Raw genomic sequence first — 26,838 nt, forward strand, 5'->3', positions numbered from 1 at the left:
GGCGCGCGTCACCCCAGTCCGCGCAGGACCAGCAGCACCCCCAGTAACGCCAGCACCACGGTGCCCACGGTGACCAGGGGCAGTGTCCGGCCGCCGGTGCGGGCCGGACCGGTGCCGGTGCCCCGGGGCCAGCAGAGCACCAGCAGGGTGCCCCACACCAGAACGGTGCCGCCGGCGATCAGCGCACCGGTCGGGCCGCCCGTCGCCGCCAGCCGGACGGCGAGCACGCTCACCACGGTCACCGTGAGCAGGGTGCGCCGCCAGGCCAGCCGGGTCCGCTCCGGTTGCAGCCCGGGATCGCGTCCGGCGCTCACCGCCCGCCGACCGCGCGGAGCAGGACGGCGACCACCAGCAGTAAGGCGCCGACGCCGACGGCGAGCGCCAGGATGGCGGGAAACCGGGACGCGGGCAGCTCCTGACCGAGCCGGATGGCCCGCTCGGTACGCGCCCAGTGGTCCACCGCGCGGATCGCGACCGCCGCGCCGAGCAGCAGCAACGACACCGCGATCACCTCCCGCAGGTGGCTCATCGGCAGGGGTGGCAGGAACTGCGCGGTGGCCAGCCCGCCTCCGACGAGTGCCAACCCGGTGCGTAGCCAGGCGAGGAAGGTCCGTTCGTTGGCCAGGGAGAACCGGTAGTCCGGTGTCTCACCGACAGCGCGTGCCTCCGCCGGGTCGAACCACCGCCTGATCGCCTCCCACACAGTGGGAGAATATCCGTTTCCCTTCCCGCTTAGCCTGGTCCGGTGACTGATCTCGACGTACAGACGCTGCGCGACGCCTACGACAACCAACTCCGCCCGGAGATCCCCGACCCGGTTCCGGCCGGGGTTTCCGTCGAGCGGGACGGGCCGTTGGTCCGCATCATCGGGCTCGACGCCGGCGGGTTCCTCACCTACCGCACCCTGGGCGGGTTGACAGGTGACGCGCTGGACGAGCTGATCGCCCGGCAGGTGCAGCTGTTCCGTGAGCGCGGCCAGTCTGTCGAGTGGAAGCTCAACGAGCACGACGAGCCGGCCGATCTGGCGGACCGGCTGCGCGCTGCCGGCTTCGTGCCGGAGGACCGCGAGACCGTCGTGGTCGGGCCGGTCGCCCCGCTGGCCGCCGCGCTGCCTGTCGTTCCCGAGGGGGTACGCCTGCGTGAGGTGACCGCCCGGGAGGACCTGGAGCGGATCGCCGCCATGGAGGAGGAGGTCTGGCAGGAGGATCGCTCGCACCTCGTGACGGGACTGGCCAAGGAGATCGACGCCGACCCGAATTCGATCACCGTGGTGGTGGCCGAGGCGGGTGGGACGGTGGTGAGCGCGGGCTGGGTGCGGTTCCCGGCGAACACCGGCTTCGCCACGATGTGGGGTGGCTCGACCCTGCCGCAGTGGCGGCGCAAGGGCATCTACCGGGCGTTGGTCAACTACCGGGCGCGGCTCGCCGAGCAGCGGGGTCGGACGCTCATGCAGGTCGACTGTTCCGAGGACAGCCGGCCCATCCTCCAACGGCTCGGCCTCGTCGCGGTCACGACCACCACCCCGTACGTCTACACTCCGTGATCATGGAACAGCGGTTGACGGACGAGGAGCGCCTGACCCTCAAGACCGGTGCCTTCGGTGCCGTCTTCCTGGTTTCCAACGCCGATCCCGGTGTGCTGGGGGTGATCCGGGAGAGCATCGCCGCTTCCGGCGCGCTGGCCGACGCCAGTGGCACTGTCAAGGAGGCGCTGACCACCGGCCCGCTGCCGCGACTTCCCCGGGACTCGCAGCTGGAGATCGAGTCGGTGGTGCTGCCGGCGCTGGGTGAGGCGGTGCGGATCCTGCGCGAGAAGTCCCCAGGCGACGTGGACGCGTACCGCGATCTGGTGTTGGCCGCGGCGGACCAGGTGGCCCGCGCGCACGACGGGGTGGTGCCTGCCGAGGCGGCGGCCATCGATCAGATCCGGGTCGCGTTGGCCGAGCCGGCCTGACCGGCCGCGCATCGGTGAGCTGTGTCACTCTGAGTGCTGCGGGAGTGCAACCTACTGGCAGGTAACATTGCGCCGTGGGCAACTGCACAACCGCCCGCGGTTGACCTGGCGTCGACCGACGCGCGACGCTGCGCCCCATACCGGGCGAGCGAATCGCAACACCACACAGGAGGGTCGTCGAAGCGCGATGAACATCGTCGTACTCGTCAAGCAGGTGCCTGATTCGGGCGCGGACCGCAACCTGCGCAATGACGACAACACCGTCGACCGCGGTTCGGCGAACAACGTGATCAACGAGATGGACGAGTACGCCATCGAGGAGGCGCTGAAGATCAAGGAGGCGCACGGCGGCGAGGTCACCATCCTGACCATGGGTCCGGACCGGGCTACCGAGTCGATCCGCAAGGCGCTCTCCATGGGCCCGGACAAGGCCGTGCACGTGCTGGACGACGCCCTGCACGGCTCGTGCGCCGTCGCCACCTCGAAGGTGCTCGCCGCCGCGCTCGGTCAGCTCAACGCCGACCTGGTCATCTGCGGTGCCGAGTCCACCGACGGCCGGGTCCAGGTCATGCCGCACATGATCGCCGAGCGGCTGGGCGTCGCGGCGCTCACCGGTGCCCGCAAGCTCACCGTCGACGGCACGACGCTGACCGTCGAGCGGCAGACCGAGGAGGGCTACGAGGTGGTCACCGCCGCCACCCCGGCCGTCGTCTCCGTCTGGGACACCATCAACGAGCCGCGCTACCCCTCCTTCAAGGGCATCATGGCCGCCAAGAAGAAGCCGGTGCAGACGCTCTCGCTGGCCGACCTCGGAGTCGCGGCCGACGAGGTGGGCTTCGACGGTGCCACCAGCGCCGTCGTCGAACACACCAAGCGCCCCCCGCGCTCCGGCGGCGCCAAGATCACTGACGAGGGCGAGGGCGGCGTCAAGCTGGTCGAGTTCCTCGCCACCGAAAAGTTCGTGTGAGAGGGGGGTCTGACATGTCCGAGGTTCTCGTCGTCGTCGAAGCCACAAAGGAATTCGGCGTCAAGAAGGTCACCCTGGAAATGCTCACCCTCGCGCGTGAGCTGGGCACCCCGAGCGCTGTGGTGCTCGGCGGCGCCGGCGCCGCCGAGGCGCTGAGCGGCAAGCTGGGCGAGTACGGCGCGGAGAAGATCTACGCTGCCGAGGGTGACGAGATCGACGGCTACCTGGTGGCCCCCAAGGCGACGGTGCTGGCCGAGTTGGTCAAGCGCGTGCAGCCGGCCGCCGTGCTGCTGGCGTCGGCCCAGGAGGGCAAGGAGATCGCCGCCCGGCTCGCCGTCAAGCTCGACAACGGCATCCTGACCGACGTGGTCGGCCTGGACGCCGACGGCACCGCGACCCAGATCGCCTTCGCCGGCTCCACCATCGTCAAGTCCAAGGTCACCAAGGGCCTGCCGTTGGTCACCGTCCGGCCCAACTCGGTCACCCCCGCCCCAGCGGCGGCCACCCCGGCGATCGAGCAGCTCAGTGTGTCGGTCACCGACACCGACAAGCTGGCCACCGTCGTCGAGCGGGTCGCCGAGCAGAAGGGCTCCCGCCCCGAGCTGACCGAGGCCGGCGTGGTCGTCTCCGGCGGTCGGGGCGTCGGCAACGCCGACAACTTCAAGCTGGTCGAGGAGCTCGCCGACCTGCTCGGCGGCGCCGTCGGCGCGTCCCGCGCGGCCGTCGACTCCGGCTTCTACCCGCACCAGTTCCAGGTGGGCCAGACCGGTAAGACGGTCTCCCCGCAGCTCTACGTCGCCCTCGGCATCTCCGGTGCGATCCAGCACCGGGCCGGCATGCAGACCTCGAAGACCATCGTCGCGGTCAACAAGGACGGCGAGGCGCCGATCTTCGAGCTGGCCGACTTCGGGGTGGTGGGCGACCTGTTCAAGATCGTCCCGCAGGCTGCCGAGGAGATCCGCAAGCGCAAGTAAGCCAGCGATACGTCGGTGGCCGCCCGTTCGCACGGGCGGCCACTGCCGTATGGGAGCTGATCGGCGAGCCGGGGAGCTGAGCCGGCCCGCCGATCAGCCCGTCAGGGAGCCCCTCAGCAGACTGTCGCCGGAGTGGCGGGTGTTGTTGTCGTACTGCTCGGCGGAGACGTCGACCACCGAGTAGCTCTTGAGGTCGACATTCGGAGGCAGGGGCAGCAGGGCGTCCGCGCCGCCACCCAGGGTGCCGACCGAGAACATCTCCATGGTCGTCGGATTGATGAGCCAGACCTCGTAGTACCCCGGGACGGTCGGGAGATTCGCCACATGCAGATGTAGTTGGCCGTCCTGGAAAACCCGGGCGTCGCCCTTGGCCGTCGGCGGGGTCGCGCCGTACGCGGCCAGCGGAGCGCTCGCCACCACCACCGGCGTCGGGGTGGGCGTCTGATCGTCCGGTCGGAGCACCGAGACGGTGCCCACGACGGCGACCGCCGCGGCGGCGGCCGCGGTCACCGCTGTGGCCACCCAACCGGACCAGCCGCGACCCCGGCGGGATCGCCGCGCCGGGTCCAGTCGGGCCACCGTCGACCCGGCGGCCGCGCCGGAGGTCCGCTCGGTCGTCGTGGTGTCGGCCTGCCCGGCCGTCGTGGTGTCGGCCTGCCCGGGCACCCGGTGTCGGCGGGTCTCGGTCAGCAACGGCCCGGCCTCCGCCGCCCTGACCTGGGCCTCGATGCTCTGCCAGACGTGCTCCGGTGGGTCGGGCAGGTCGGCCAGGCCCTGCGTCTCGGTGCCGAGCCCCGCCACCTGCTGAAGGCTCGCGACCTCCGCGCGGCAGAGCGCGCAGGTGGCGAGGTGGGCGCTCTCCCCGTTGTCCGCCTCGCTCTCACCGAGTGCCAGAAATACCAGCCGGTCGTGGTCCAGGTGCTGCACCGTCCACCTCCCATCTGCGCTTCAAGCTCGCCATGCCGCGTCGGATGTGACTCTTCACGGTGCCCAACGGCACGCCGGTCACCGCGGCTATCTGCTGGTGTGTCAGGTCGTCGTAGAAGGCCAGCTCCAGCATCCGTCGCTGGTCGTCCGGGAGGCGAGCCAACTCGTCCGCGATCACCAACCGGTCCACCACGCGGTCCGGATCCGGCTCGGTCTGCGCCGGCTCGGGCAGTTGTCGGACCGTCTCCACCACCCGGGTCTCCCGGGCCGAGGCGCGCATCCGGTCGATCACCTTCCGCCGGCCGATGCCGAGCAACCAACCGATCAGCGACCCCTTGGACGGGTCGAACGTGTCGCGGCCCAACCAGGCGGCGACGAACGTCGCCTGGGTGACGTCCTCGGCGTCGCTGCGGTTCGCCAGCATGGACGTGGCCAGATGGAGCACGGCACGACCGTAGCGGTCGTACGCCTCGCGCAGCGCCACGTCGTCGCCGTCACGGAACCTGCGGTCGAGGTCGTCCACCGGAGGGTCCGGTTCCTGTCGTAGCGCCGTCATCGGGCGGCTCGCCTTCGATGGGGCATACCCGACTGTAGCTGCCACAGTCTCCGCCCCACTTCCCCGGTCGATGTCATCTCACCTGCTCTTCGTCTCCCGAGCCCGTTGCGGATGCGGTCGGGGCCAGAAAAGAAAAGTGCCTCCGGGGCGCATCCGCCCGTCCGGCAGCCGGCGTAACCCGTTCTGCAAGCCAGGCCTGACGAATCAGCAGTTATCACCAGGAGGCAGACATGCAGCTCTCGTACTTCCGTCGGGTCGCCGCGGGCGGCGCGGTAGCCGCGCTGACCTTCGCCGGCGTCGGTGGGCTCACCGCCGGCCCGGCGTACGCCGCCACGTCGAAGGTCTCCGTCGTGCACGGCATTCCGGACACCCCGGTCGACGTCTACGTCAACGGCAAGAAGACGCTGGACAACTTCAAGCCCGGTGACGTCGCCGGCCCGCTGAACCTGGAGGAGGGCGACTACGACATCGCGCTCACCAAGCCGGGCGAGCCGATCGGCAGCGCGATCCTCAAGGTCGACAACGCCGCGGTGCCGGGCGGTGCGAACATCAGCATCGCGGCCCACCTCGACGCCGCCGGCCAGCCGAAGATCACCCCGTTCGTGAACGACGTCTCGAAGGTCGACGCCGGCAAGGCGCGGCTGATCGTCCGGCACACCGCCGCCGCTCCGGCGGTCGACGTCCGCGCCGGTGGCAAGCCGGTCTTCGAGGACCTCACCAACCCGAACGAGGCCAAGGGCGACGTCGACGCGGGCGAGGTGAAGGCGGACGTGGTGCTGGCCGGCACCGACACCGTGGCCATCGGCCCGGCGGACCTCAACCTCAAGGAGGGCACCGCCACGATCGTCTACGCGATCGGCTCCGCCGAGGGTAAGACCCTCGACGTGGTGGCCCAGACCATCACCGGCCTGCACTCCGCCCCGGGTGGCGTGCCCAGCGGTGACGGCGGTCAGGCCGGCACGGGCGTGGACACCTGGTGGTACGTGCTCACCGGCGCCGGCGTACTCCTGCTCCTTGGTGGTGGGGTGCGGATGGCGACCGCGCGGACCGGCCGCAAGTGACGGTGCGCAATCGCGGCGCGCTGGCGGCCCTGGCCGCCGGCGTTGCCGCGCTCACCGTCGCCACGCTCGTGGCGTGCGGCTCCCAGCCGGCCGAGGACGTGGGCGGCGACGAGGCGGCCAACCTCGCGACCGCCACCCCGACCCCGTCGGCCAGCGCGGCCGATGGCCAGTCTGTCCCGGTGACCGTCGGCGAACTGCCGGCCGGGGCGGAGATCGTCCCGCCGGTGCGGCTGGTGATCCCGGCGATCGACGTCACCGCCACGATCAACGCGGTCGGCATCAACAAGCGGACAAACGATTTCGAGGTGCCGCCGAGCGTCGACAAGATCGGCTGGTACCGGTACGGGCCCGGCCTGGAGGCGAACGCCGGCTCGATCGTCATCGCTGGTCACGTGGACAGCGCCCAGCAGGGCAAGGGCGCGTTCTTCCGGCTGCGGGAGCTCGATCAGGGCGACACCCTGACCGCGACCGGCAGTGATGGCGAGGCCCGCAAGTACCGGGTCGTGGCCCGGGAGGAGTACGACAAGACCAAGATCCCGCTGGACCGGTACTTCGCCCGCGACGGCAAGCCGCGGCTGACCCTGATCACCTGTGGTGGGCCGTTCGACGCCAAGGCGCGCAAGTACCGCGACAACATCGTCGTCACCGCGGTGCCCGCCTGACCGGGCCCGCACGCGTCGGGCCGGGGTGGAGTTCCGCCCCGGCCCGTGCGCGCAGTCCCCTCCGGCATCCGGTCCCCAAGGTGTCGGCCGTACGCTGAACGGTGATGGCTTACCTGGATCACGCGGCGACGACTCCCATGCTCGATGAGGCACTGGAGGCGTACGTCGCTACCGCCCGCGAGGTCGGCAACGCGTCCTCCCTGCACGCGTCGGGCCGCCGTGCCCGCCGCCGGGTCGAAGAGTCACGCGAACAGGTGGCCGCTGTGCTGGGCGCGCGGCCCTCTGAAGTGATCTTCACCGGTGGTGGCACGGAGAGCGACAACCTCGCGGTCAAGGGCGTCTTCTGGGCCCGCCGCGCAGCCCGCTCCGACCGCCGCCGGGTGGTCTCCAGCGCCGTCGAGCACCACGCGGTGCTGGACGCTGTCGACTGGCTGGCCCAGCACGAGGGCGCCGAGGTCGGCTGGCTGCCGGTGGACGCCGTCGGTCGGCTCGACCCGCAGACCCTGCGCGCCGAGTTGGCCGCGCACGCCGACCAGGTGGCCGTGGTCACCGCGATGTGGGCGAACAACGAGGTGGGCACCGTCCAGCCGGTGGCCGAACTGGCCGCCGTCGCCGCCGAACACGGTGTGCCCTTCCACACCGACGCCATCCAGGCGGTTGGACAGGTGCCCGTCGACTTCGGCGCCAGCGGGGTGTCCGCGCTGACCGTCACCGGGCACAAGTTGGGCGGCCCGATGGGAGTGGGCGCGCTGCTGCTCGCCCGGGACGTGCCGGCCACGCCGCTGCTGCACGGCGGCGGCCAGGAACGCGACATCCGCTCCGGCACCCTGGACACCGCGGGCATCGTCGCCTTCGCGGTCGCCGTGGAGACCGCGGTGAAGGGTCAGCAGGAGTACGCGGCCCGGGTGGCAGCGCTCCGCGACGACCTGATCGAGCGGGTCCGCCAGGCGGTGCCCGAGGTGATCTACAACGGTGACCCGACCGATCGGCTGCCCGGCAACGCGCACTTCTCCTTCCCGGGCTGTGAGGGCGACGCGCTGCTGCTCCTGCTCGACGCGCAGGGAATCGCCTGCTCGACCGGCTCCGCCTGCTCGGCCGGCGTGGCCCAGCCCTCGCATGTGCTGCTGGCGATGGGTGCCGACGACGACCGTGCCCGCTCCTCGCTGCGCTTCACACTGGGCCACACCAGCACCCAGACCGACGTCGACGCCCTGATCGCGGCCCTCCCGGCAGCAGTCGACCGAGCCCGCCGAGCCGCAGCCCTCCGCACCCCCCGCTAAACCCCCTCGCCCCCGGGCCCCCACCCGTGGGCGTGGGCGTGGGCATTCGGGGTTGGGGTTGGGGGTTGGGTTTGTGGGGTGGCGGGGGGTTCGGGGCTGGTGGATAGGGTTGTTGTGGGGGAACGGGCGGGGACGGGAAGGGGAGTGGGTCAGTGAGGGTTCTGGCGGCGATGTCGGGTGGGGTTGACTCGGCCGTGGCGGCGGCACGGGCGGTGGCGGCCGGGCACGACGTGACCGGCGTACACCTTGCCCTCGCGCGCAACCCACAGACCTACCGGACCGGGGCGCGCGGCTGCTGCACCCTGGAGGATTCCCGGGACGCCCGGCGGGCGGCGGACGTGATCGGCATTCCGTTCTACGTGTGGGACATGGCCGACCGCTTCCACGAGGACGTGGTCGACGACTTCGTCGCCGAGTACGCCGCCGGTCGTACGCCGAACCCCTGCCTGCGCTGCAACGAGAAGATCAAGTTTGCGGCGGTGCTGGACCGGGCGGTGGCCCTGGGTTTCGACGCGGTGGTGACCGGGCACCACGCCCGCCTCGGCGCGGACGGGCTGCTGCGGCGCAGTGTCGACCTGGCCAAGGACCAGTCGTACGTGCTTGCCGTGCTCACCCGCGAGCAGCTCGACCGGTCGATCTTCCCGCTCGGTGACCTGACGAAGGCGCAGGTCCGCGCCGAGGCCGCCGAGCGTGGCCTGGCCGTGGCCGACAAGCCGGACTCACACGACATCTGCTTCATCGCCGACGGGGACACCCGCGGCTTCCTGGCTGGCCGGCTCGGTGAGGCACCCGGCGACGTGGTGGACGCCTCCACCGGCGCTGTCGTCGGCAGTCACAGCGGCGCGTACGCGTACACGGTGGGGCAGCGTCGCGGGTTGCACCTGGACCGGCCCGCGCCGGACGGTCGGCCACGCTACGTGCTGTCCATCACGCCGAAGACCAACACGGTGACTGTGGGCCCGGCCGAGGCCCTGGACGTCTCCGACGTGCACGCCGTACGTCCGGTCTGGACCGGCGGCGCCCGGCCGGACGCCCCGGTCGAGTGCGAGGTGCAGTTGCGCGCGCACGGCGACGTGGTGCCGGCGACCGTCGCCCTCGACGGTGACCGGCTGCACGCCGAACTGCGCCGACCGGTACGCGGCGTCGCCGCCGGTCAGGCAGTGGTGGCGTACCGACCGGATCCGGCCGGCGACGTGGTCCTCGGCTCCGCGACCATCACCGGCTGACCGCACGGCCCGGGTGTTCGCGGGATAGCCTTCGCCCGTGACAGATCAGGCGTGGCCCTGGCCGGCCGGCGCGGCAACCGGAATCGGCTCGCTGCCCGGCACCGACATCGGCGAGGCTCAGCGGGTGGTCCTCGGTGAGCTTCCCGAGCTGCCCCACCTGCCCGAGCTGCCGGCCCGTGGCCCCGGAGCGGACATCATCGGCCGGTCCGCCGGACTGCTCGTCGAGCTGCCGGTCGAGGTGTACGCGGGGCGGTGGCGGGTCGCCCCACGTCCGGGCCGCGACCTGCGCCGGGCCCGCGACCTGATGGAACGCGACCTGGACCAGCTCGCCGAGCAGGCCGAGGGGTACGCCGGGCCGATGAAGGTGCAGGCCGCCGGCCCGCTCACGCTGGCCGCCTCGCTGGAGTTGCCGATCGGTGGTCGACTGTTGCGCGATCCCGGCGCGGTCCGCGACCTGACCGGCTCCCTCGCCGAAGGGCTGCGCGCGCACGTCGCGGCGGTCGCCCGCCGGCTGCCCCAGGCGTCGGTCCTGCTGCAACTGGACGAGCCGTCACTGCCGACGGTGCTGGCCGGGCGGGTGCCGACCGAGAGCGGGTTCGGCGCGTACCGGGCGGTCGACTCGGTGGACGCCGCCGCCCTGCTGCGCACTGTCGTCGAGGCGGTCGGCGTGCCGACGCTGGTGCACTGCTGCGCCCCGGACGTACCACTGGAGCTGATCCGCTCCGCCGGCGCCGTCGCGGTAGCCCTCGACCTGGACCTGGTCACCAAGCTCGACCCGCTGGGCGAGGCGATCGACGCCGGCCTCGGGTTGCTGGCCGGGGCCGCACCGACCCGGCCGCCGTCGGCCGGTGGCGCGCCGAACTCCGCGCAGATCGCCGAGCGGGTACGCCAGGTCTGGGACCGCCTCGGCTTCCCTCGTCGCCAACTGGCCCAACAGGTGGTGGTCACCCCGGCCTGCGGCCTCGCCGGCGCCACCCCGGAGTACGCGCGGGCGGTGCTCGCCGCGTGCCGGGACGCCGGCCGGCGCCTCGCCGAGGACTGAGGTTTCCTGTCGTACCCGGTGGGCAGGATGACGGTCATGATTGGACAGCTGCGTTCAGTGGTGATCGACTGCCCGGATCCGCGGGCGTTGGCGGCGTTCTACGCCGAATTGCTCGGCGTACCGTTCGACGAGGGTGACTCCGATGACGACTGGGTGGTGCTGGGCGGCCCGCCCGGTCACCAGCCGCGCCTCGCCTTCCAACGGGCGCTCAACCTGCGCCCACCGGTCTGGCCGGATCCCGAGCGCCCACAGCAGTTCCACCTCGATGTAACGGTGGACGACATCGAGGCCGCCGAGAAGGCTGCGCTCGCGCTGGGCGCGCGGCGGCTGCCAGGTGAGGGTGAGGGCTTCCGCGTCTACGCCGACCCGGCCGGCCACCCGTTCTGCCTCTGCTGGGACTAGGGCCTGTGTCAAAGTCCTCGGTCGAGCCGAGGTGGAGTCCAGGCGGCGGTCCCGGCAAGGCGGAGATTCGTTCGGATACCGGTGTTGTATCCGGGCGGAGCTCCAACGCGGTCGGTCGTCGCCTGGGCCCGCCGCAGGCCGGCCAGGGGCTTTGACACAGGCCCTAGGGCGCTGGTTTCGGAAGAGCTGGCCGGACCGGCATGGGTTGCGGCGGCCGGGCATCATGGCCGCCGTGATCCACACCTCTGCGCTTCGCGCCTCCGGTTCGCTCTTCGGCCTCGCCTACGGTGACGCGCTGGGCAAGCCGACCGAGTTCCTGACCGTCGCCGAGATCGAGCGCCGGTACGGCCCGACCGGCCCACGCGAGCTGGTCGGCGAGCCCGCACTGGTCACCGACGACACCCAGATGGCCCTGGCGGTGGGTTGGGCGCTGCACGAGGCGCCGTCGTTCACGCCGGAAGCGGTCGAGCCACTGCTGCGGCGACGCTTCCTGGCCTGGGCGGTCAGCCCGGACAACAACCGTGCCCCGGGCATGACCTGCCTGCGCGCCTGCGCCGAGCTGAGCCGTGGGGTGCGCTGGCAGGAGGCCACCGTGAGCGGGTCGAAGGGCTGCGGGGCCAACATGCGGGTCACCCCGGTCGGGTTGCTCGACGTGGACCTCGACACGCTCGCCGGGTTGGCGCAGTTGCAGGCCGGGCTGACCCACGGCCATCCGACCGGGCTGGCCGCCAGCGAGCTGACCGCTTATGCGGTCTTCGTGCTGCGCGCGGGCGCCACCCTGCCAGAGGTGCCCGCGCTGCTCACCGAGCGGGCGCTCGCCCAACGCCGGATCTACCGGGAGCGGTGGCTGGGCGACCTCTGGCAGCGCCCGGGGGTCGGCTCGCCGGAGGAGTTCATCGCGCGAGGCTGGGACGAGTGCCTGGCGGTGCTGGGCCGACTGACAGACACACTGGCGCAGCCGGACGACGGTGGTGACCCGTGCCAGGCCACCGGGGAGGGCTGGGTGGCCGAGGAGGCGCTGGCCACCGCGCTGCTCTGCGCCGTACGGCACGCCGACGACCCGGTCTCGGCGCTGGCCCGGGGCGCGACCACCGCCGGGGACTCCGACTCGATCGCCGCCCTGGCCGGCGCGTTCGTGGGCGCGGCCGCCGGCATGACCGCCTGGCCGCGGGAATGGGTCAACCGCATCGAGTACGCGGACCAGCTCGCCACACTAGGCGCGACCTGGGACTGATCCGGCGCGGTCCGCCCCGACCGGCGCGGCTGGGGGCGGTCTGCCCCGACCGGCGCGGCCGGCGTGTTCTGCCCCGACTGACCCGGCCGGCGTGTTCTGCCCCGACCGGCGCGGCTGGGGCGCGGTCTGCCCCGACTGGCGCGGCCGGCGTGTTCTGCCCCGACCCGCGCGGCCGACCCCCGCTCATGACCAACTCGGGTTCCTGTAAATCGGGGCATCCGGGAGCTCGGGACACCGCGACTTTCAGGAACCCGAGTCGATCATGGCTGGCGGGCGGGCATGACGGCGGTCGAGGGTGGTCGACGGGCGGCCACGCGGGGTGATTAGGAGGTGGGGAGGTGGCGCAGGCTGCGGACCTTCCGCCACAGGTCGGCGTCGCAGCGGCCGGCGTGGTCGGCGAAGGCGGCCGAGTTGAGTCGGATCGGCTCGGTGAGGCTGAGGTAACTGTCGTGCTCCGCGCCCGGGTCCCAGTCCCGGGTCGGAATCCGGACGTGGTCGTCCCGGTCGCTCTTGTCCTGGCTGGTGATCTTCAGGACGTCGGCGCCTCGGGAGTCGGCACGCAGGACCAGGCACGGGCGCACCTTCGATCCGGTGCCGTCGGCGTACGGCACGTCGGCCCACCAGATCTCGCCGGCCGCCGGGGCGTCGCCATGCCGGTCGGTGTCGCGCGAGCGGGGTTTGGTGGAGGGCCGTTCGGCGCCACGGGGGCGCGGCGGGGTGGAACGACGGCCACCGGCGTCGCCCCGATCCGGCCGGGTGCCCGGACGCCGGTTGGCCACCCGGTGCCGCCAACTGTTCCACGCCCAGCCGGCGGCCACGGCCAGCAGGATCGCCACCGCCCAGAGCAGTGCCTCGCGCATCCGTACCTCCGTGTTGCGGCGACCCGCCGGTCGCACCGTCCGGCGATCCTTGCACGCCGCCGCCCGTGCCGCCCGCCAACCACACCGCCGCCGCCCGCACGCACGCCTCGACGACGCCACGCCGGCCGCCACTCGGTGGGTCGGTAGCTGGAACGGCCGGCCGACGGCTACCGAGCGTCACGGGATCACCGGACGCGGCTGAGGGCAGGGTCGCTTCGGGCGCGGGTGGGCGGCGGATTGTCCCACCGGCCCGATACGGTGCCGGAGTAGCGTGATCAGGGAGGTCGAAGGCGTGTCCGAAGGTGGCGGTGTGTCCGAGGAGCAGATCGGTCAGCAGGTCAGCCCGGCGCAGGAGGCGGCGGCCGGGGCTGAGCCGACGCCGCAGGCCCGGGAACGGCACGCCGCGCTCAGTCAGGAGTTGACCGAGCACCAGTACCGCTACTACGTGCTGGACACGCCGACCATCCCCGACGCCGATTTCGACAGGCAGTTGCGCGAGCTGGAGGCACTGGAGGAGGAGTTCCCGGCGCTGCGGACGCCCGATTCGCCGACCCAGCGGGTGGGTGGCACGTTCTCCACCGACTTCACCCCGGTCACCCATGCCGAACGGATGCTCTCGCTCGACAACGCCTTCGCCGACGAAGAGTTGGCAGCCTGGGCCGAGCGGGTCGAACGGGACGCGGGCGGTCCGGTGCCCTACCTGTGCGAGCTGAAGGTCGACGGGCTGGCGATCAACCTGACCTACGAGAACGGCCGGCTGGTCCGGGCCGCCACCCGGGGCGACGGGCGCACCGGTGAGGACGTCACGGCAAACGTGCGCAGCATTCGGGACGTGCCCAGCCAGCTCGTCCCGTCCGCCGAATTCCCGGACGTCCCCGAGTTGGTGGAGGTCCGGGGCGAGATCTACTTCCCGATCGCGGCGTTCGCCGATCTCAACGCGGGTCTGGTGGAGCAGGGCAGGGCGCCCTTCGCCAACCCCCGCAACGCCGCCGCCGGCAGCCTGCGACAGAAGGATCCACGGGTCACCGCCACCCGGCCGTTGCGCCTGGTGGTGCACGGCATCGGCGCCCGCCGTGGGTTCCAACCCACGGCGCAGTCCGAGTCGTACGCGGCACTCAGGTCGTGGGGGTTGCCGACCAGCGACCGGTGGCGGGTCGTCCCGGATCTGGCCGGCGTGGCGGAGTACATCGCCTACTACGCCGAGCACCGGCACGACGTCGAGCACGAGATCGACGGCGTGGTGGTCAAGGTCGATCCGGTCTCCATCCAGGGCCGGCTCGGGTCGACGAGTCGTGCGCCGCGCTGGGCGATCGCCTTCAAGTACCCGCCGGAGGAGGTCACCACCAAGTTGCTCGACATCGACGTCAACGTGGGGCGCACCGGCCGGGTCACCCCGTTCGCCGTGCTCGAGCCGGTGCGCGTGGCCGGTTCCACGGTCGCGCTCGCGACCCTGCACAACGCCCGCGAGGTGGAGCGCAAGGGGGTGCTGATCGGCGACACGGTGGTGCTGCGCAAGGCCGGCGACGTGATCCCCGAGGTGCTCGGCCCGGTGGTCGATCTGCGGCCCGCCGACGCCCGGCCCTTCGTCATGCCGACCAGTTGCCCGGCCTGCGGCACCCCGCTCGCGCCCTCGAAGGAGGGCGACGTTGACATCCGTTGCCCCAACACCCGCAGCTGCCCGGCGCAGTTGCGGGAGCGGGTGTTCCACCTCGCCGGTCGGGGTGGCTTCGACATCGAGGTGCTCGGCTACAAGGGCGCTGCCGCCCTGCTCGACGCGGAGATCATCAGCGACGAGGGCGACCTCTTCCACCTCGATGCCGAGCAGCTGTCCCGGTCGCCGTTCTTCGTCAACAAGGACGGCAGCCTGGGCACCAACGCCACCAAGTTGCTGGACAATCTCGCGGTCGCCCGGGAACGGGACCTGTGGCGGGTGCTGGTGGCGCTCTCCATCCGGCACGTCGGCCCGACCGCTGCCCAGGCGCTCGCCCGGCACTTCCGCTCGATGGACGCCATCGACGCGGCCACCGAGGAGGAGCTGTCCTCCGTCGACGGCGTCGGGCCGACCATCGCCGCCAGCATCCGGGAATGGTTCGCTGTGGACTGGCACCGCGAGGTCGTCCGCAAGTGGGCCGAGGCCGGCGTACGGATGGCGGAGGAGGCCGTCGACGAGGGGCCACGCCCGCTGGAGGGGTTGACGGTGGTGGTGACCGGCACCCTCGCCGGCTATTCACGCGACCAGGCCGCCGAGGCCGTGCAGAGCCGTGGCGGCAAGGTCAGCGGGTCGGTCTCCAAGAAGACGAGCTTCGTGGTGGTGGGGGACAACCCCGGGTCGAAGGCCGACAAGGCCGTCAGTCTCAAGGTGCCGGTGCTCGACGAGGGCGGGTTCCGGCTTCTGCTGGACGCGGGCCCGGACGCCGCGCGCGAGGTCGCTCAGCTGGGGGAGTGACCCGGCTGGTCGCTGGGCACGGCGACTGGCCGCGTATACCAACTTAATTACGACTACGACCGATTCGTGACTGTCATACCGGGAAACTGGGGGCCGAGGGCGTTTCATTGGGTCACGGCGCGCGCACCGGCACGCCGATGGTCGGTCAGGAGGTGTGGTGGAGGTCGCCGACCCACGCAACTCGCTTCCTGCGGGACGGGTCGCACCGTTCGCCGCCTTCGTCGCCGGCATCCTGGCGGTCGCCGCGCTGACCGCCGCCGTTCCACTCGCGACGCTCCCCGACGAGTTGCCCGACCTGCCGGTGGCGTTCTGGACGATGGCCGCGCTCGCTGTGGTCTGCGACGCGCGCCCGTTCGTGCCACCGGGGCGCCGGCAGACGTCGGCGGTGTTCCCGTCCACCTGCTTCACCTTCGCGATCCTGCTCGGCTGGGGTCTCGGCCCGGCGGTGGTGGTGCAGGCGGTGGGCGTGGTCGTCTCGGGTTGGCGGATGCGGCACGCCGCGTGGCGCACGGCCTTCAACGTCGGCCAGTACGTGTGTGCCCTCGCCGCCGCGTACGGGGTGATTCAGCTCGGCTCGGGCACCATCTTCTCCGGCGGGCGCTTGCACTGGACCGACGTGGCCGCCGTCGGCGGTGCCGCGTTGGCCTGGTTCGTCGTCAACTACGGGTTGGTCAGCTGGGCGGTGCGGCTGCGTTTCGGGGACCGGTGGTGGCCCACCCTCCGCCAGGGCCTCGGCTTCGAGTTGCTCTCCACCGGCTCGCTGCTGCTGCTCGCCCCGGTGCTGGTCGCGGCGGCGCGGGTCAGCGCCGCGTTGATCCCGCTGGTGCTGGTGCCGCTCTTCGCCGTCTACCGGATGGCGCGGTTGACCAACGAACAGCAGCAGCTTGCCGCCGCTGACCCGCTGACCGGTCTGCCCAACCGCAAGGCGCTGCTGGCCGAGGTGGCCGAGCAGGTGCACCTGCACGCCGAGCGGACCGCCCGCGGCGAACCCGACGGGCAGCTCGCGCTCCTGCTGATCGACCTGGACCGTTTCAAGAACGTCAACGACGCCCTCGGCCACGCCGTGGGCGACCGGCTGCTGGTCGAGGTGAGCGCCCGGCTGACCGACATGCAGCCCCGACCACAGATGATCGCCCGGCTCGGCGGTGACGAGTTCGCGATCGTGATGACCGGGCTGACCGACGTCGCTCAGGCGCGGGAGTTGGCCGACCGGGTGGTCCAGGCGCTGGCCGAGCCGGTGCCGCTCGACGGGCTGCCGTTGGACGTGGGCGGGTCGATCGGAATCGCCCTCTTCCCTGAGCACGGCGAGGACTTCGCCACCCTGATGCGCCACGCCGACGTGGCGATGTACGACGCCAAGCACCGCAACGACACGGTGGCCGTGTACGCCCCGGAGTCCGACCACAACTCCGCCGAGCGACTCGGCCTCCTCGCCGACCTGCGGCGCGTACTGGAAGCCAGCCCGTCGACCGAGTTGCCTGCGGAGGCCGAAGCGGCAGCCGAGGAGGAGGACGCGCAGCCGGACGGCAACGGCCGGCACAGCGGGCCGAGTGACGCCGAGCGGACTGCCGACGTACCCCTTGTCGCGTCGGCGGAGGTTCGCGGCGGTGACGGGGCGGCGCTGCCCACCGGCGCGCCGGCCGAGGGCGCGCTGCCCACCGCGGCGTCGGACCGGTCCGCGCCAGCGGCGGACCCGGCGTCGGCGGTCGCCACAGCACGGCCGGGAGCTGCCCGGTGGTGGGCCCGCCGTCGGCACACCGACGCCGACCTGGTGCACTCCGATGAGCTGATCAACCGGATCGCCACCGGAGCCGACCCGATCCGGGGCCGCAACGCCCGTGCCACTGTCGCCGGCACCCGTTCCGGCTCGGCCCGGGAGCGGCGCGCCGGGGGCGGGATCGGCCGGCGGTCCCCGAACGGGAGCGCGCTGGGCAGGGGTCGCACCGGGGCGCGGCGGGACGTCGGGCCGGGTAAACCCGGGCAGCCGCTCGAACCGACCGGGTGGGCACATGCGGACGAGGAGCCGGCCGACGACGCCGGGGAAATCACCATGTACTACCAGCCGCAGATCGCCATCGCGACCGGCGAGGTGGTCGGCGTCGAGGCGCTGCTGCGGTGGCGGCACCCCCGTCGGGGCATGGTCGACCCGGAGGAACTGATCCGGGTCGCCGAGCAGAGCGCCGTGATGCGACTGCTCACCCGTCGTGTCGTCGACGACGTGGTGGAGCAGCTCGCCAAGTGGTCGGCGGCCGGCATCGGCCTGCGCGCGGCGCTGAACGTGAGCGTCCGTGACCTGCACACCGGCGAGATCGCCGACCAGATCGCCGACCGGCTGGCCCGCTACGGGGTGCCGGCCGAGCGGCTTCAGGTCGAGATCACCGAGGGCGCGTTGATGGCCGACCCGCGTCGGGTGCTGGCCACCATCTCCCGGCTGCACCGGATCGGGGTAGCCATCGCGCTCGACGATTTCGGCACCGGCTACTCCTCGCTCCAGCACCTGCGCCGATTGCCGCTGTCCGAGGTGAAGGTGGACAGGTCGTTCGTCCTCGGTATGGCCGACGACACCGACGACGCGGCGATCGTCCGGTCGATGATCGAGCTGGCCGGCGCGCTGGGGCTGCGCGTGGTGGCCGAGGGTGTCGAGGACGAACGGACCTGGCGGATGCTGCACGCCGCCGGCTGCGACGCCGCGCAGGGCTGGTTCTACGCCCGGCCGATGCCGGCCGAGGAGTTGGTCACCTGGCTGACCCGGTACCGGCCGGTCCGGCCGACCGGCGGGCACCCGCAGCCGGATGCCGCTCGCCGCCCCACCCGTTGACCCGGCGCGAGGGCCGCTGGAGGGGGAGTCGGGGACGCGGCACCGGAGCGGAACAATAGACTCGCTCCGGTCACCGCGTGTCACGCTCCACCTGTCGCGCGGCCGGCACACCGCCCGACCAGCAGGAATTCAGAAGGGGGCACGGATGGCCGCCATCTCCCGCGAGGAGGTCGCGCACCTGGCGCGCCTGTCGCGGCTCGCCGTCACCGAGGAGGAGCTGGACACGTTCGCCGGCCAGCTCGACGTGATCCTCCAGGCGGTCGCCCAGGTCGGCGAGGTCGCCGCCGCGGACATCCCGCCGACCTCGCACTCGGTGCCGCTGACGAACGTCTTCCGCGAGGACGTCGTCACGCCGTGCCTGACCCCGGAGGAAGCGCTGTCGGGCGCGCCCGACGCCGAGGACCAGCGGTTCCGCGTACCGCGGATCCTGACCGAGGATGTGGCCTCATGAGCGAGCGGCAGCGAGCGAATCAGCAGTACAGCGTCGTGGTGCCTCATGGCGTCGCGGAGCGAAGCGGAGTGACGGCATGAGCGATCTCATTGGTATGACCGCGACGGAGATCGCGGCCCTGGTCGCTGGGGGCGAGACGTCCGCAGTCGAGGTGACCCAGGCGCACCTGGATCGGATCGCCGCGGTCGACGACCGGGTGCACGCCTTCCTGCACGTCGACACCGAGGGTGCGCTCGCCGCTGCCCGGGCGGTGGACGAGCGCCGGGCCGCCGGCGAGGAGTTGGGCCCGCTCGCGGGTGTGCCGGTCGCGGTCAAGGACGTGCTCGCCACCCGGGGCATTCCGACCACAGTGGGGTCGAAGATCCTGGAGGGCTGGCGCCCGCCGTACGACGCGACGATCGTGCAGCGGCTGCGGGAGGCCGGCACGGTGATGCTCGGCAAGACCAACATGGACGAGTTCGCGATGGGCTCGTCCACCGAATACTCGGCGTACGGCCCGACGCACAACCCGTGGGACCTGAGCCGGATCCCCGGTGGTTCGGGTGGTGGCAGCGCTGCCGCGTTGGCCGCGTACGAGGCGCCGCTGGCGATCGGCTCGGACACCGGCGGCTCGATCCGTCAGCCCGGCGCGGTCACCGGCACCGTGGGCGCGAAGCCCACCTATGGCGGCACGTCCCGGTACGGGCTGGTGGCCTTCTCCTCGTCGCTGGACACTCCGGGCCCGTGTGCCCGCAACGTGCTCGACGCGGCCCTCCTGCACCAGGTGATCGGCGGGCACGACCCGCGTGACTCCACCTCGATCCCGCAGCCGGTGCCGGACGTGGTGGCGGCGGCGAAGCTCGGCGCTACGGGTGACCTGACCGGTGTGCGGCTGGGCATCGTGAGCGAGTTCGTGGGCGAGGGTGCCGAGCCGGGCGTGATGGCCGCGTTCCGTGAGTCGGTGGACGCGCTGACCAAGATGGGTGCCGAGGTCGTCGAGGTGTCCTGCCCGACGTTCGCGTACGCCCTGCCGGCGTACTACCTGATCGCCCCGAGCGAGTGTTCCTCCAACCTGGCCCGGTTCGACGGTGTCCGGTTCGGCCTGCGGGTCGGCGACGACGGCAACCGGTCGCTGGAGGAGGTCATGTCGCTGACCCGCGAGGCCGGCTTCGGCCCGGAGGTCAAGCGCCGCATCATGATCGGCACGTACGCGCTGTCGTCGGGTTACTACGACGCGTACTACGGGCAGGCGCAGAAGGTCCGGACCCTGATCACCCGGGACTTCACTGCCGCGTTCGAGCGGGTCGACGCGCTGATCTCGCCGACCACCCCGTCGGTGGCGTTCCCGATGGGTGCGCGGACCGCCGACCCGTACCAGATGTACCTGGCCGACCTTTACACGATTCCGACGAACCTGTACGGCGGGCCGGGCATCTCGGTGCCGTGTGGGCTCTCCGAGGGGCTGCCGGTCGGTCTGCAGGTGATGGCCCCGACGATGGCCGACGACCGGATGTACCGGGTCGCCGCCGCGTTGGAGTCGGCGATCGGCACGTTCACCCCGCCGGCGCTGTAGGAACGAACGGGGCCGAGGCGGGTCGGGACGGGCGGTTCACGCCGGTCCGTGACCCGCCTCGGCTGTTTCGGCGGTTGGCCGACCGGCGAGATAGCGGCGGGCCCGTTGGGTGGTGCGCCAGTGCTGGTAGAGCACCACCGCCCAGACCACCGCGCCCAGCCCGGCTGTCCAGCGGGTGGACGTGCGGTCGGTGCTGATGGCGTGCAGCACCTGCAACGCCATGACCACACCGAGGGCCCAGGGCACCCACCGTCGACGTACCTGCTGCTCAGCCTCCTTGCGGGCCAGCGCGTCGACCTGTGGGTCGCTGGTCGACCCATCGCGCAGTGCCGCCTTCACCCGCCGCCGGCTGGCCGGGTCGGTGCCGTCGGACACAGAAGAGTTCTTCGTCATCCATGCGTTGATCAGCAGGATGACGGCGACGCCCAGCGTCGCAGTCACCAGGAGGAGCAGCAGCCGGATCAGCGGGTCGCCGGCATCCCGTTTCCCGTCGGCGATCAGCAGCCCGACGGCGAACGTGGCGGGGACGGTGGCCGCCAACAGCACCACCGCAGCCTTGGTCATCCGCCGGCTTGAGCGCCGCCGGGCCTCCATGACTGGCCGGGCCCGCACTCCTGGCTCTCTCCCCGTATTCGTCATCGCCGTTCCCTACCCCGCCGCCGATGACGCCACGCGCCCCTGACGAAACCCGCCCGAGGATTGATCGGACAACCCCATTAGGCTGGACACGTTCTGTCCGGATCGCGCCTGGAGCGTCTCATGACCACGACACTGCCCGCGTACGACGAGGTCGTTGCGCGCTTCGAACCGGTGATCGGCCTGGAGACCCACGTCGAGCTGGGCACGAACACCAAGATGTGGTGCGGTTGCCCGACCGACTTCGGCGGCGAGCCGAACACCCGGGTCTGCCCGGTGTGCCTGGGCCTGCCCGGGTCGCTGCCGGTGGCCAACAAGGCGGCCATCGAGGCGATCATCCGGATCGGCCTGGCGTTGAACTGCTCGATCGCCGAGTGGTGCCGGTTCGCCCGGAAGAACTACTTCTACCCGGACATGCCGAAGAACTTCCAGATCAGCCAGTACGACGAGCCGATCTGCGTCGACGGTTACCTGGACGTCGAGGTGGGCGGCGAGACGGTGCGGATCGAGATCGAGCGGGTGCACCTCGAGGAGGACACCGGCAAGACGCTGCACGTCGGCGGCGCCACCGGCCGCATCCACGGGGCGACGGAGTCGCTCGTCGACTACAACCGGGCCGGCATTCCGTTGGTCGAGATCGTCACCAAGCCGATCACGGGCACCGGTGCGCTCGCCCCCGAGGTGGCCAAGGCGTACGTCGCCGAGCTGCGGGACGTGATCCGCACCCTGGGCGTCTCCGACGTGCGGATGGAGGAGGGTTCGCTGCGGTGCGACGTGAACACCTCGCTCAACCTGCCAGGCGCGGAGTGGGGCACCCGTACCGAGACGAAGAACGTCAACTCGCTGCGGTCGGTGGAGCGGGCGGTCCGCTCGGAAATGCTGCGGCAGGCGTCGGTGCTGGACGCGGGCGGCCGGATCACCCAGGAGACGCGCCACTTCCACGAGGACACCGGTGACACCACCCCGGGTCGCTCGAAGGAGACGGCCACCGACTACCGGTACTTCCCCGAGCCGGATCTGGTGCCGATCGCCCCGGACCCGGCCTGGGTCGCCGAGCTGAAGGCCGCTCTGCCGGAGCTGCCCCGGGTGCACCGGCGTCGCCTCCAGGAGCAGTGGGGCCTTTCCGACCTGGACATGCAGTCGGTGTTGAACGCTGGCGCGGTCGAGCTGATCGAGGCCACCGTGGCCGCCGGCACCACCCCGGCGGCGGCCCGCAAGTGGTGGCTGGGTGAGCTGTCCCGCCGGGCCAACGAGAGCGGTGTGGAGCTGGCCGAGATCGGTGCCACCCCCGCCCAGGTCGCCGAGCTTCAGGGTCTGGTCGACGCCGGCAAGCTGAACGACAAGATGGCCCGCACGGTGCTGGAGGGCGTGGTCGACGGTGAGGGTTCGCCCACCGAGATCATGACCAGCCGGGGCCTGGAGGTCGTGTCGGACACCGGCGCGCTCACCGCCGCCGTGGACGAGGCGATCGCCGCGAACCCCGGCATCGCCGACAAGATCCGTAGCGGGAAGGTCGCGGCGGTCGGCGCGCTGGTCGGCGCGGTCATGAAGACCACCCGTGGTCAGGCCGACGCGAAGACGCTGCGTGAGCTGATCCTGGAGCGCCTCGGCGTCCAGGGCTGAGACCCGCCCGGAGAAGGCCGCTGCCGTGACCCGGCGGCGGCCTTCCGCCACCCCCTGCCGACTGAGCGGCCACCCCGCACCCCTCGCGAGGGCGTCAACGGCGACGCCTGGATGGAGCCACAGTGACCCAGCATGACCTCGATGTCCTCGACGAGATCCAGCGGCGGGTGCTCTGGCTCGCCACCCGGATCGTGGACGCCGCCAATCATGACCGGGCCACCGGCGACGGTGTGAAGGTCGGCGGCCATCAGGCATCCAGCGCCTCGCTGGTCACGGCGATGACAGCGCTCTGGTTCGCGCACCTGGACGCCGAGGACCGGGTCGCCGTGAAGCCGCACGCGTCTCCGGTGTTCCACGCCATCCAGTACCTGCTCGGCAACCTGGACCGCTCCTACCTGCCCCGGCTGCGGGCCCGCGGCGGCCTCCAGTCGTACCCGTCGCGCACCAAGGACCCGGACGCTGTGGACTTCTCCACCGGTTCGGTCGGCTTGGGCGCTGCCGCGCCGCTCTTCGCCGCCGCCACCCGGCGGTACGTCGACGCGCACTTCGGGGCCCGCCCGCACTCCCGGTTCGTGGCGCTGATCGGCGACGCCGAGCTGGACGAGGGAAACATCTGGGAGGCGGTGGCCGACCCGGCGACCACCGGGCTGGGCAACGTCATGTGGCTCGTCGACTTCAACAGGCAGTCGCTGGACCGGGTGGTCCCCGGCATCCGGATCAACCAGTGGCGGGGCCAGTTCGAGGCGGCCGGCTGGCACGTCGTGGAGGTCAAGTACGGCCGTAAGCTCGCCGAGGCGTACGCCCGGCCGGGCGGTGAGGCGCTGCGCGACTGGATCGACGCGATGCCCAACGAGCAGTACCAGTCGCTGTTCGGGCTGGCCGGTCCGGCCCTGCGCAAGCAGTTCCTGGACGGCGCGCCGGCCGGGATCGCCGAGCTGATCGCCGGCATCGACGACGAGGACCTCGGCCCGCTCGTCACCGACCTGGGCGGGCACGACCTTCAGGCGATGCTCGACGCGTACGCCCAGTGCGACGCGGTCACCGACCGGCCCAGCGTCGTCTTCGCGTACACGGTGAAGGGTTGGGGGCTGCCCATCGCCGGCAACCCGCGCAACCATTCCGCGCTGCTCAGCTCGGAGCAGGTCGACACGCTGCGCGCCGCGCAGGGGTTGACCGCCGAGACCGAGTGGGACCGCCTCGACCCGGCGTCACCCGCCGGGATCCAGGCCGGCGCCCGCCGGGAGGCGCTGTCCCGTGCGCCGCGCGAGCGTGCGCTGGGGGTCACCGTCCCGGAAAGCACAGGAGTACGCGCAACCAAGCCGATCTCCACCCAGGAGGTCTTCGGTCGGGTGCTGGTGGACCTGGCGCGCGACCGGGAGGTGGGCCGCTACCTGGTCACCACAGCCCCGGACGTGGCCACCTCCACCAACCTGGCCGGGTTCATCAACAAGACCGGGGTGTTCGCCCCCACCGAGCAGCGTTCCTGGACCGAGGACCGGATGCTGCGCTGGACGGAGAGCCCCGCTGGGCAGCACATCGAGCTGGGCATCTCGGAGATGAACCTGTTCCTGCTGCTCGGTCAGCTCGGGCTTTCCTGGGACCTGTCCGGGCAGCCGCTGCTACCGGTGGGCACCGTCTACGACCCGTTCGTGCTGCGCGGCCTGGACGCGTTCCTGTACGGCACGTACTCCGGCTCGCGGTTCGTGGTGGCCGGCACCCCGTCCGGCATCACCCTCGCCCCGGAGGGCGGCGCCCACCAGTCCACGATCACCGCGTCGGTCGGCCTGGAACTGCCCGGGGTGACCTTCATCGAGCCGGCGTACGCGGCCACCCTCGACTGGCTGCTCTGCGACGCGCTCGGTCAGATCGCCGGTGGGTCGGCACCGGCCGCCACCGCCGCACCCGCCGAGGACGGCGCGTACTACTTCCGGTTGAGCACCCGACCGCTGGACCAGGCGCCGTTCGAGGCGGCCCGGGCGCGGCTCGGCGACGCGGTGCTGCGCAGGCAGGTCGTCGCCGGGGCGTACCGGCTGGTCGACGCGCACCAGGCGTACCCGCACCTGGTCGACGCCCCGGTGGTGCAGCTGGCCGCCTCCGGCGCGGTGCTGCCCGAGGTGCTGGCCGCCGCCGCGGAGCTGGCCGACGAGGGCGTCGCCGCGCACGTGGTGGACGTGACCTCGCTGGACCGGCTCTACCGGGCCTGGCAGCGCACCCTTCGCCAGGGCGTGCGGACGGCCACGGTGCCCAGCGTGCCGGGCGCGTTGCGGTCCGCGTTCGCCGATCGGGTGCCGGTGGTGTCGGTGCACGACGCCGCGTCGCACGCGATGGCCTGGCTCGGTTCGGCGGTCGGCGCACCGGCGGTGCCACTCGGTGTGGACGAGTTCGGCCAGTCCGGCAGCGTCGCCGAGCTGTACGAACTGCACGACCTGCTGCCCGGCAGCATCGTCAACGCCGCCCTGGCCGCCATCGCCCTGCGCTGACCCGCCGGCCCGCTGGCGGACGTCGGCGTGGGCTCAGCCGGTCGGGGTGGGAGCGGGTGTGGCGGGGACGCCGCCGCTCAGCGTCGGTGTGGGCGTGGGTGTGGCGGGGACGCCGGCGGTCGGGTTCTCCACCAGGCGTCGTTCCAGGTTGACCTGGGCCTGCCCGGTGCCGCCGACGGTGATGGTGTCGTACGCCTGGAGCAGCTTCTGCTGGTCGAAGTAGAGCACGCTCATCGACAGCGGGGTGGGCTTCTCGCCCTCCAGGCCACGCAGCCCGGCACCGCCGGTGGAGCCCTCCACCATCAGCGTGGTGGGCTGCTGCCCGGGCGCCTGCGGCAGCTCGGAGACCTGCCGGGAGTGGGTGTGCCCGGCCAGCACCAACGGGCACGTGCCGGCGAGCGGCCCGGCCGACGCCGGGTCGTGCACCAGCGCGATGTTGACCGGTCGCGGTGAGCTGCGGACCGTCGCGGCGAGCTGGTTGCCGGCCCCGATCACCTGGTCGGCCACCTGCTGGGTCAACCCGCTGCCAGCCGGGGAGGTGTTCTTGTCCGGGGTGAAGCGCGGGTCGCCGATGCCGGCGATGGTCAGCCCGGCGACAGTCGTCGTCGTGTTGTTCAGCACGATCGCGTTCGGCTGACGGGCCACCGCGGCGGCGGTCTTGCCGGAGTCGTGGTTGCCCCGGATGAAGACGTACGGCTTCTTCAGCAGGCCGATCGAGGCCACGAAGGAGGCTTCCGGTTCGCTGCCCCAGTCGGTGATGTCCCCGGTGTCGATCACCACGTCGATGCCGAACTGCTCCACTACCGTCCGGATCAGCTGCCAGCCGGTCGGGTTGAGGTGCATGTCGGAGACGTGCAGCACCCGGGTGGTGCCCGGGGTCGGCTCCAACAGCGGAAGCGCCGACACAGTCGTGTAGAGCTGGCTGACGTTGCCGACCAGGCGCTGCAACTGCTCCGCGTACTTGGTGTAGTCGTTGGCGATCCGGCGGGCGTCACCGACGATGGCCGGCGCGTTGACCAGCAGCCCCTCGTAGCGCGGTTCCTCGATGGCCTGCGGGCGAAGGGTGGCCGCCGCCGTGCCGAGGCTGCTGGCGGTGACCAGCAGCGCCAACCCTCCCGCCCAGGCGGTCCGCCGGACGTCGCGGAAGATCAGCCCGGCCAGGATCAACGTGACGAGCACCGACGCGCCGAGGGTACGCAGACCGAGGCGCATCACCCCGGAGCGGACGTCCTCCACCGCGCTCTGGCTGGCCCGGCTGATGCTGGCGGGGTCGTCGATCAGCGCCTCGGTGCGCCCCTGGTCGAGGGCGCCCAGCCGGACGGTGAGATGGGTCGGCCCGTCGTGGCTGTCGAGCAGCAGCGCGCCGAGCGGCGGGATGTCGACGGTGGTGCCGCCGTCCCGGGCGGGGGAGATGCTGAGATTGGCCCGGAACGGGCCGATGTCGGTGCTCACCTGGCCACCGGCCAGCACCCCGAGCACCGCCCCGGCCAGGGCCACGGCGAGGACGGCGACGATCAGCCCGAGGCGACGCAGCGGGCCGGCCGCTCCGACCCACCAACCGGTCGGGCGCGGCCGATCGTCGCCGGTCACCGGGTCGTCCCGGTCATCGGCGTCGTCCTGCCGCTCGTCGCGTTGCCCGTCCATGCTGAGAGTCTGACCTGCCCGTCGGAAGATCTTGGCAAACCTGA

General features: G+C 72.1%; 24 protein-coding genes. 17 read left to right on the forward strand and 7 right to left on the reverse strand.

Annotated features, from left to right (window positions below; translation table 11 throughout):
- Positions 1–8: 8 nt before the first annotated feature.
- Both ACLQ3F_RS00215 and ACLQ3F_RS00220 read right to left on the reverse strand, forming a co-directional pair.
- Positions 9–314, reverse strand: a complete 306-nt coding sequence (locus ACLQ3F_RS00215; RefSeq protein ID WP_425844958.1) for a DUF202 domain-containing protein — start codon at positions 312–314, stop codon at positions 9–11.
- Complete coding sequence (locus tag ACLQ3F_RS00220) at positions 311–703, reverse strand: YidH family protein (RefSeq protein WP_355005360.1); 393 nt, start codon at positions 701–703, stop codon at positions 311–313. The genes ACLQ3F_RS00215 and ACLQ3F_RS00220 overlap by 4 nt, the downstream gene beginning before the upstream one ends.
- A gap of 42 nt (positions 704–745) precedes the next feature.
- Here ACLQ3F_RS00220 and ACLQ3F_RS00225 point away from each other — a divergent pair, with 42 nt between their 5' ends.
- From ACLQ3F_RS00225 to ACLQ3F_RS00240, 4 genes are all read left to right on the forward strand, one after another.
- Complete coding sequence (locus ACLQ3F_RS00225; RefSeq protein ID WP_357199522.1) at positions 746–1,543, forward strand: GNAT family N-acetyltransferase; 798 nt, start codon at positions 746–748, stop codon at positions 1,541–1,543.
- Between the two features lie 2 nt (positions 1,544–1,545).
- Entirely contained in the window at positions 1,546–1,953 is a 408-nt protein-coding gene (locus ACLQ3F_RS00230; protein WP_425844961.1) for a hypothetical protein, read from the forward strand.
- A gap of 187 nt (positions 1,954–2,140) precedes the next feature.
- The gene (locus tag ACLQ3F_RS00235; protein ID WP_357199528.1) at positions 2,141–2,920 is read left to right on the forward strand and encodes an electron transfer flavoprotein subunit beta/FixA family protein; all 780 of its coding nucleotides are present in this window, start codon (positions 2,141–2,143) and stop codon (positions 2,918–2,920) included.
- Positions 2,921–2,934: 14 nt separating this feature from the next.
- Entirely contained in the window at positions 2,935–3,894 is a 960-nt protein-coding gene (locus ACLQ3F_RS00240) for an electron transfer flavoprotein subunit alpha/FixB family protein (protein WP_354943294.1), read from the forward strand.
- 93 nt (positions 3,895–3,987) lie between these two features.
- On the opposite strand, the gene ACLQ3F_RS00245 is transcribed toward ACLQ3F_RS00240, so the two are convergent.
- Positions 3,988–4,821 (reverse strand): anti-sigma factor, encoded by an 834-nt coding sequence (locus tag ACLQ3F_RS00245; RefSeq protein WP_425844964.1) that lies wholly within the window; start codon positions 4,819–4,821, stop codon positions 3,988–3,990.
- Entirely contained in the window at positions 4,775–5,377 is a 603-nt protein-coding gene (locus ACLQ3F_RS00250) for an RNA polymerase sigma factor (RefSeq protein WP_357199535.1), read from the reverse strand. The genes ACLQ3F_RS00245 and ACLQ3F_RS00250 overlap by 47 nt, the downstream gene beginning before the upstream one ends.
- 230 nt (positions 5,378–5,607) lie before the next feature.
- Here ACLQ3F_RS00250 and ACLQ3F_RS00255 point away from each other — a divergent pair, with 230 nt between their 5' ends.
- The 7 genes from ACLQ3F_RS00255 to ACLQ3F_RS00285 all read left to right on the forward strand — a co-directional run bounded on the left by ACLQ3F_RS00255 (position 5,608) and on the right by ACLQ3F_RS00285 (position 12,284).
- Complete coding sequence (locus ACLQ3F_RS00255) at positions 5,608–6,438, forward strand: DUF4397 domain-containing protein (protein WP_357199538.1); 831 nt, start codon at positions 5,608–5,610, stop codon at positions 6,436–6,438.
- Positions 6,435–7,100, forward strand: a complete 666-nt coding sequence (locus ACLQ3F_RS00260; protein WP_357199541.1) for a class F sortase — start codon at positions 6,435–6,437, stop codon at positions 7,098–7,100. The genes ACLQ3F_RS00255 and ACLQ3F_RS00260 overlap by 4 nt, the downstream gene beginning before the upstream one ends.
- Before the next feature lie 104 nt (positions 7,101–7,204).
- A complete protein-coding gene (locus tag ACLQ3F_RS00265; protein ID WP_357199544.1) occupies positions 7,205–8,380 on the forward strand; it encodes a cysteine desulfurase family protein in 1,176 nt (391 codons plus the stop codon).
- A 152-nt stretch (positions 8,381–8,532) separates the two neighbouring features.
- On the forward strand, positions 8,533–9,606 hold the full coding sequence (gene mnmA, locus ACLQ3F_RS00270) for a tRNA 2-thiouridine(34) synthase MnmA (RefSeq protein ID WP_425844968.1): 1,074 nt from the start codon (positions 8,533–8,535) through the stop codon (positions 9,604–9,606).
- Positions 9,607–9,643: 37 nt separating this feature from the next.
- Positions 9,644–10,648: a methionine synthase gene (locus tag ACLQ3F_RS00275; RefSeq protein ID WP_357199550.1), complete on the forward strand. Its 1,005-nt coding sequence runs from the start codon at positions 9,644–9,646 to the stop codon at positions 10,646–10,648.
- A 36-nt stretch (positions 10,649–10,684) separates the two neighbouring features.
- Positions 10,685–11,050 (forward strand): VOC family protein, encoded by a 366-nt coding sequence (locus tag ACLQ3F_RS00280; protein ID WP_357199553.1) that lies wholly within the window; start codon positions 10,685–10,687, stop codon positions 11,048–11,050.
- Between the two features lie 223 nt (positions 11,051–11,273).
- Positions 11,274–12,284, forward strand: a complete 1,011-nt coding sequence (locus ACLQ3F_RS00285) for an ADP-ribosylglycohydrolase family protein (RefSeq protein ID WP_357199556.1) — start codon at positions 11,274–11,276, stop codon at positions 12,282–12,284.
- Between the two features lie 323 nt (positions 12,285–12,607).
- Here the strand turns inward: ACLQ3F_RS00285 and ACLQ3F_RS00290 are convergent, their stop codons facing one another.
- Positions 12,608–13,144 carry a type II toxin-antitoxin system PemK/MazF family toxin gene (locus ACLQ3F_RS00290; RefSeq protein WP_355005347.1) on the reverse strand — a complete coding sequence of 179 codons (537 nt, stop codon included), beginning with the start codon at positions 13,142–13,144 and terminating at the stop codon, positions 12,608–12,610.
- Positions 13,145–13,454: 310 nt separating this feature from the next.
- Between ACLQ3F_RS00290 and ligA the strand changes: the two genes are divergently transcribed.
- From ligA to gatA, 4 genes are all read left to right on the forward strand, one after another.
- Positions 13,455–15,590 carry an NAD-dependent DNA ligase LigA gene (gene ligA / locus ACLQ3F_RS00295; protein WP_425844972.1) on the forward strand — a complete coding sequence of 712 codons (2,136 nt, stop codon included), beginning with the start codon at positions 13,455–13,457 and terminating at the stop codon, positions 15,588–15,590.
- Positions 15,591–15,747: 157 nt separating this feature from the next.
- Positions 15,748–18,408 (forward strand): putative bifunctional diguanylate cyclase/phosphodiesterase, encoded by a 2,661-nt coding sequence (locus ACLQ3F_RS00300; RefSeq protein ID WP_425844974.1) that lies wholly within the window; start codon positions 15,748–15,750, stop codon positions 18,406–18,408.
- A 145-nt stretch (positions 18,409–18,553) separates the two neighbouring features.
- The gene (gene gatC / locus ACLQ3F_RS00305) at positions 18,554–18,859 is read left to right on the forward strand and encodes an Asp-tRNA(Asn)/Glu-tRNA(Gln) amidotransferase subunit GatC (RefSeq protein WP_354889995.1); all 306 of its coding nucleotides are present in this window, start codon (positions 18,554–18,556) and stop codon (positions 18,857–18,859) included.
- A 76-nt stretch (positions 18,860–18,935) separates the two neighbouring features.
- On the forward strand, positions 18,936–20,411 hold the full coding sequence (gene gatA, locus ACLQ3F_RS00310) for an Asp-tRNA(Asn)/Glu-tRNA(Gln) amidotransferase subunit GatA (protein ID WP_124859764.1): 1,476 nt from the start codon (positions 18,936–18,938) through the stop codon (positions 20,409–20,411).
- Between the two features lie 36 nt (positions 20,412–20,447).
- On the opposite strand, the gene ACLQ3F_RS00315 is transcribed toward gatA, so the two are convergent.
- Positions 20,448–20,975 carry a hypothetical protein gene (locus ACLQ3F_RS00315; protein WP_425844977.1) on the reverse strand — a complete coding sequence of 176 codons (528 nt, stop codon included), beginning with the start codon at positions 20,973–20,975 and terminating at the stop codon, positions 20,448–20,450.
- 195 nt (positions 20,976–21,170) lie between these two features.
- Between ACLQ3F_RS00315 and gatB the strand changes: the two genes are divergently transcribed.
- The gene (gene gatB / locus ACLQ3F_RS00320; protein WP_145785165.1) at positions 21,171–22,670 is read left to right on the forward strand and encodes an Asp-tRNA(Asn)/Glu-tRNA(Gln) amidotransferase subunit GatB; all 1,500 of its coding nucleotides are present in this window, start codon (positions 21,171–21,173) and stop codon (positions 22,668–22,670) included.
- Between the two features lie 122 nt (positions 22,671–22,792).
- Positions 22,793–25,150: a transketolase-like TK C-terminal-containing protein gene (locus ACLQ3F_RS00325; protein WP_425844979.1), complete on the forward strand. Its 2,358-nt coding sequence runs from the start codon at positions 22,793–22,795 to the stop codon at positions 25,148–25,150.
- 33 nt (positions 25,151–25,183) lie between these two features.
- On the opposite strand, the gene ACLQ3F_RS00330 is transcribed toward ACLQ3F_RS00325, so the two are convergent.
- Entirely contained in the window at positions 25,184–26,794 is a 1,611-nt protein-coding gene (locus tag ACLQ3F_RS00330) for a metallophosphoesterase (protein WP_425844981.1), read from the reverse strand.
- Positions 26,795–26,838: the final 44 nt, after the last annotated feature.

Origin of the sequence: Micromonospora sp. DT15, assembly GCF_049841475.1 — a bacterium.
Taxonomy (GTDB): Bacteria; Actinomycetota; Actinomycetes; order Mycobacteriales; family Micromonosporaceae; genus Micromonospora.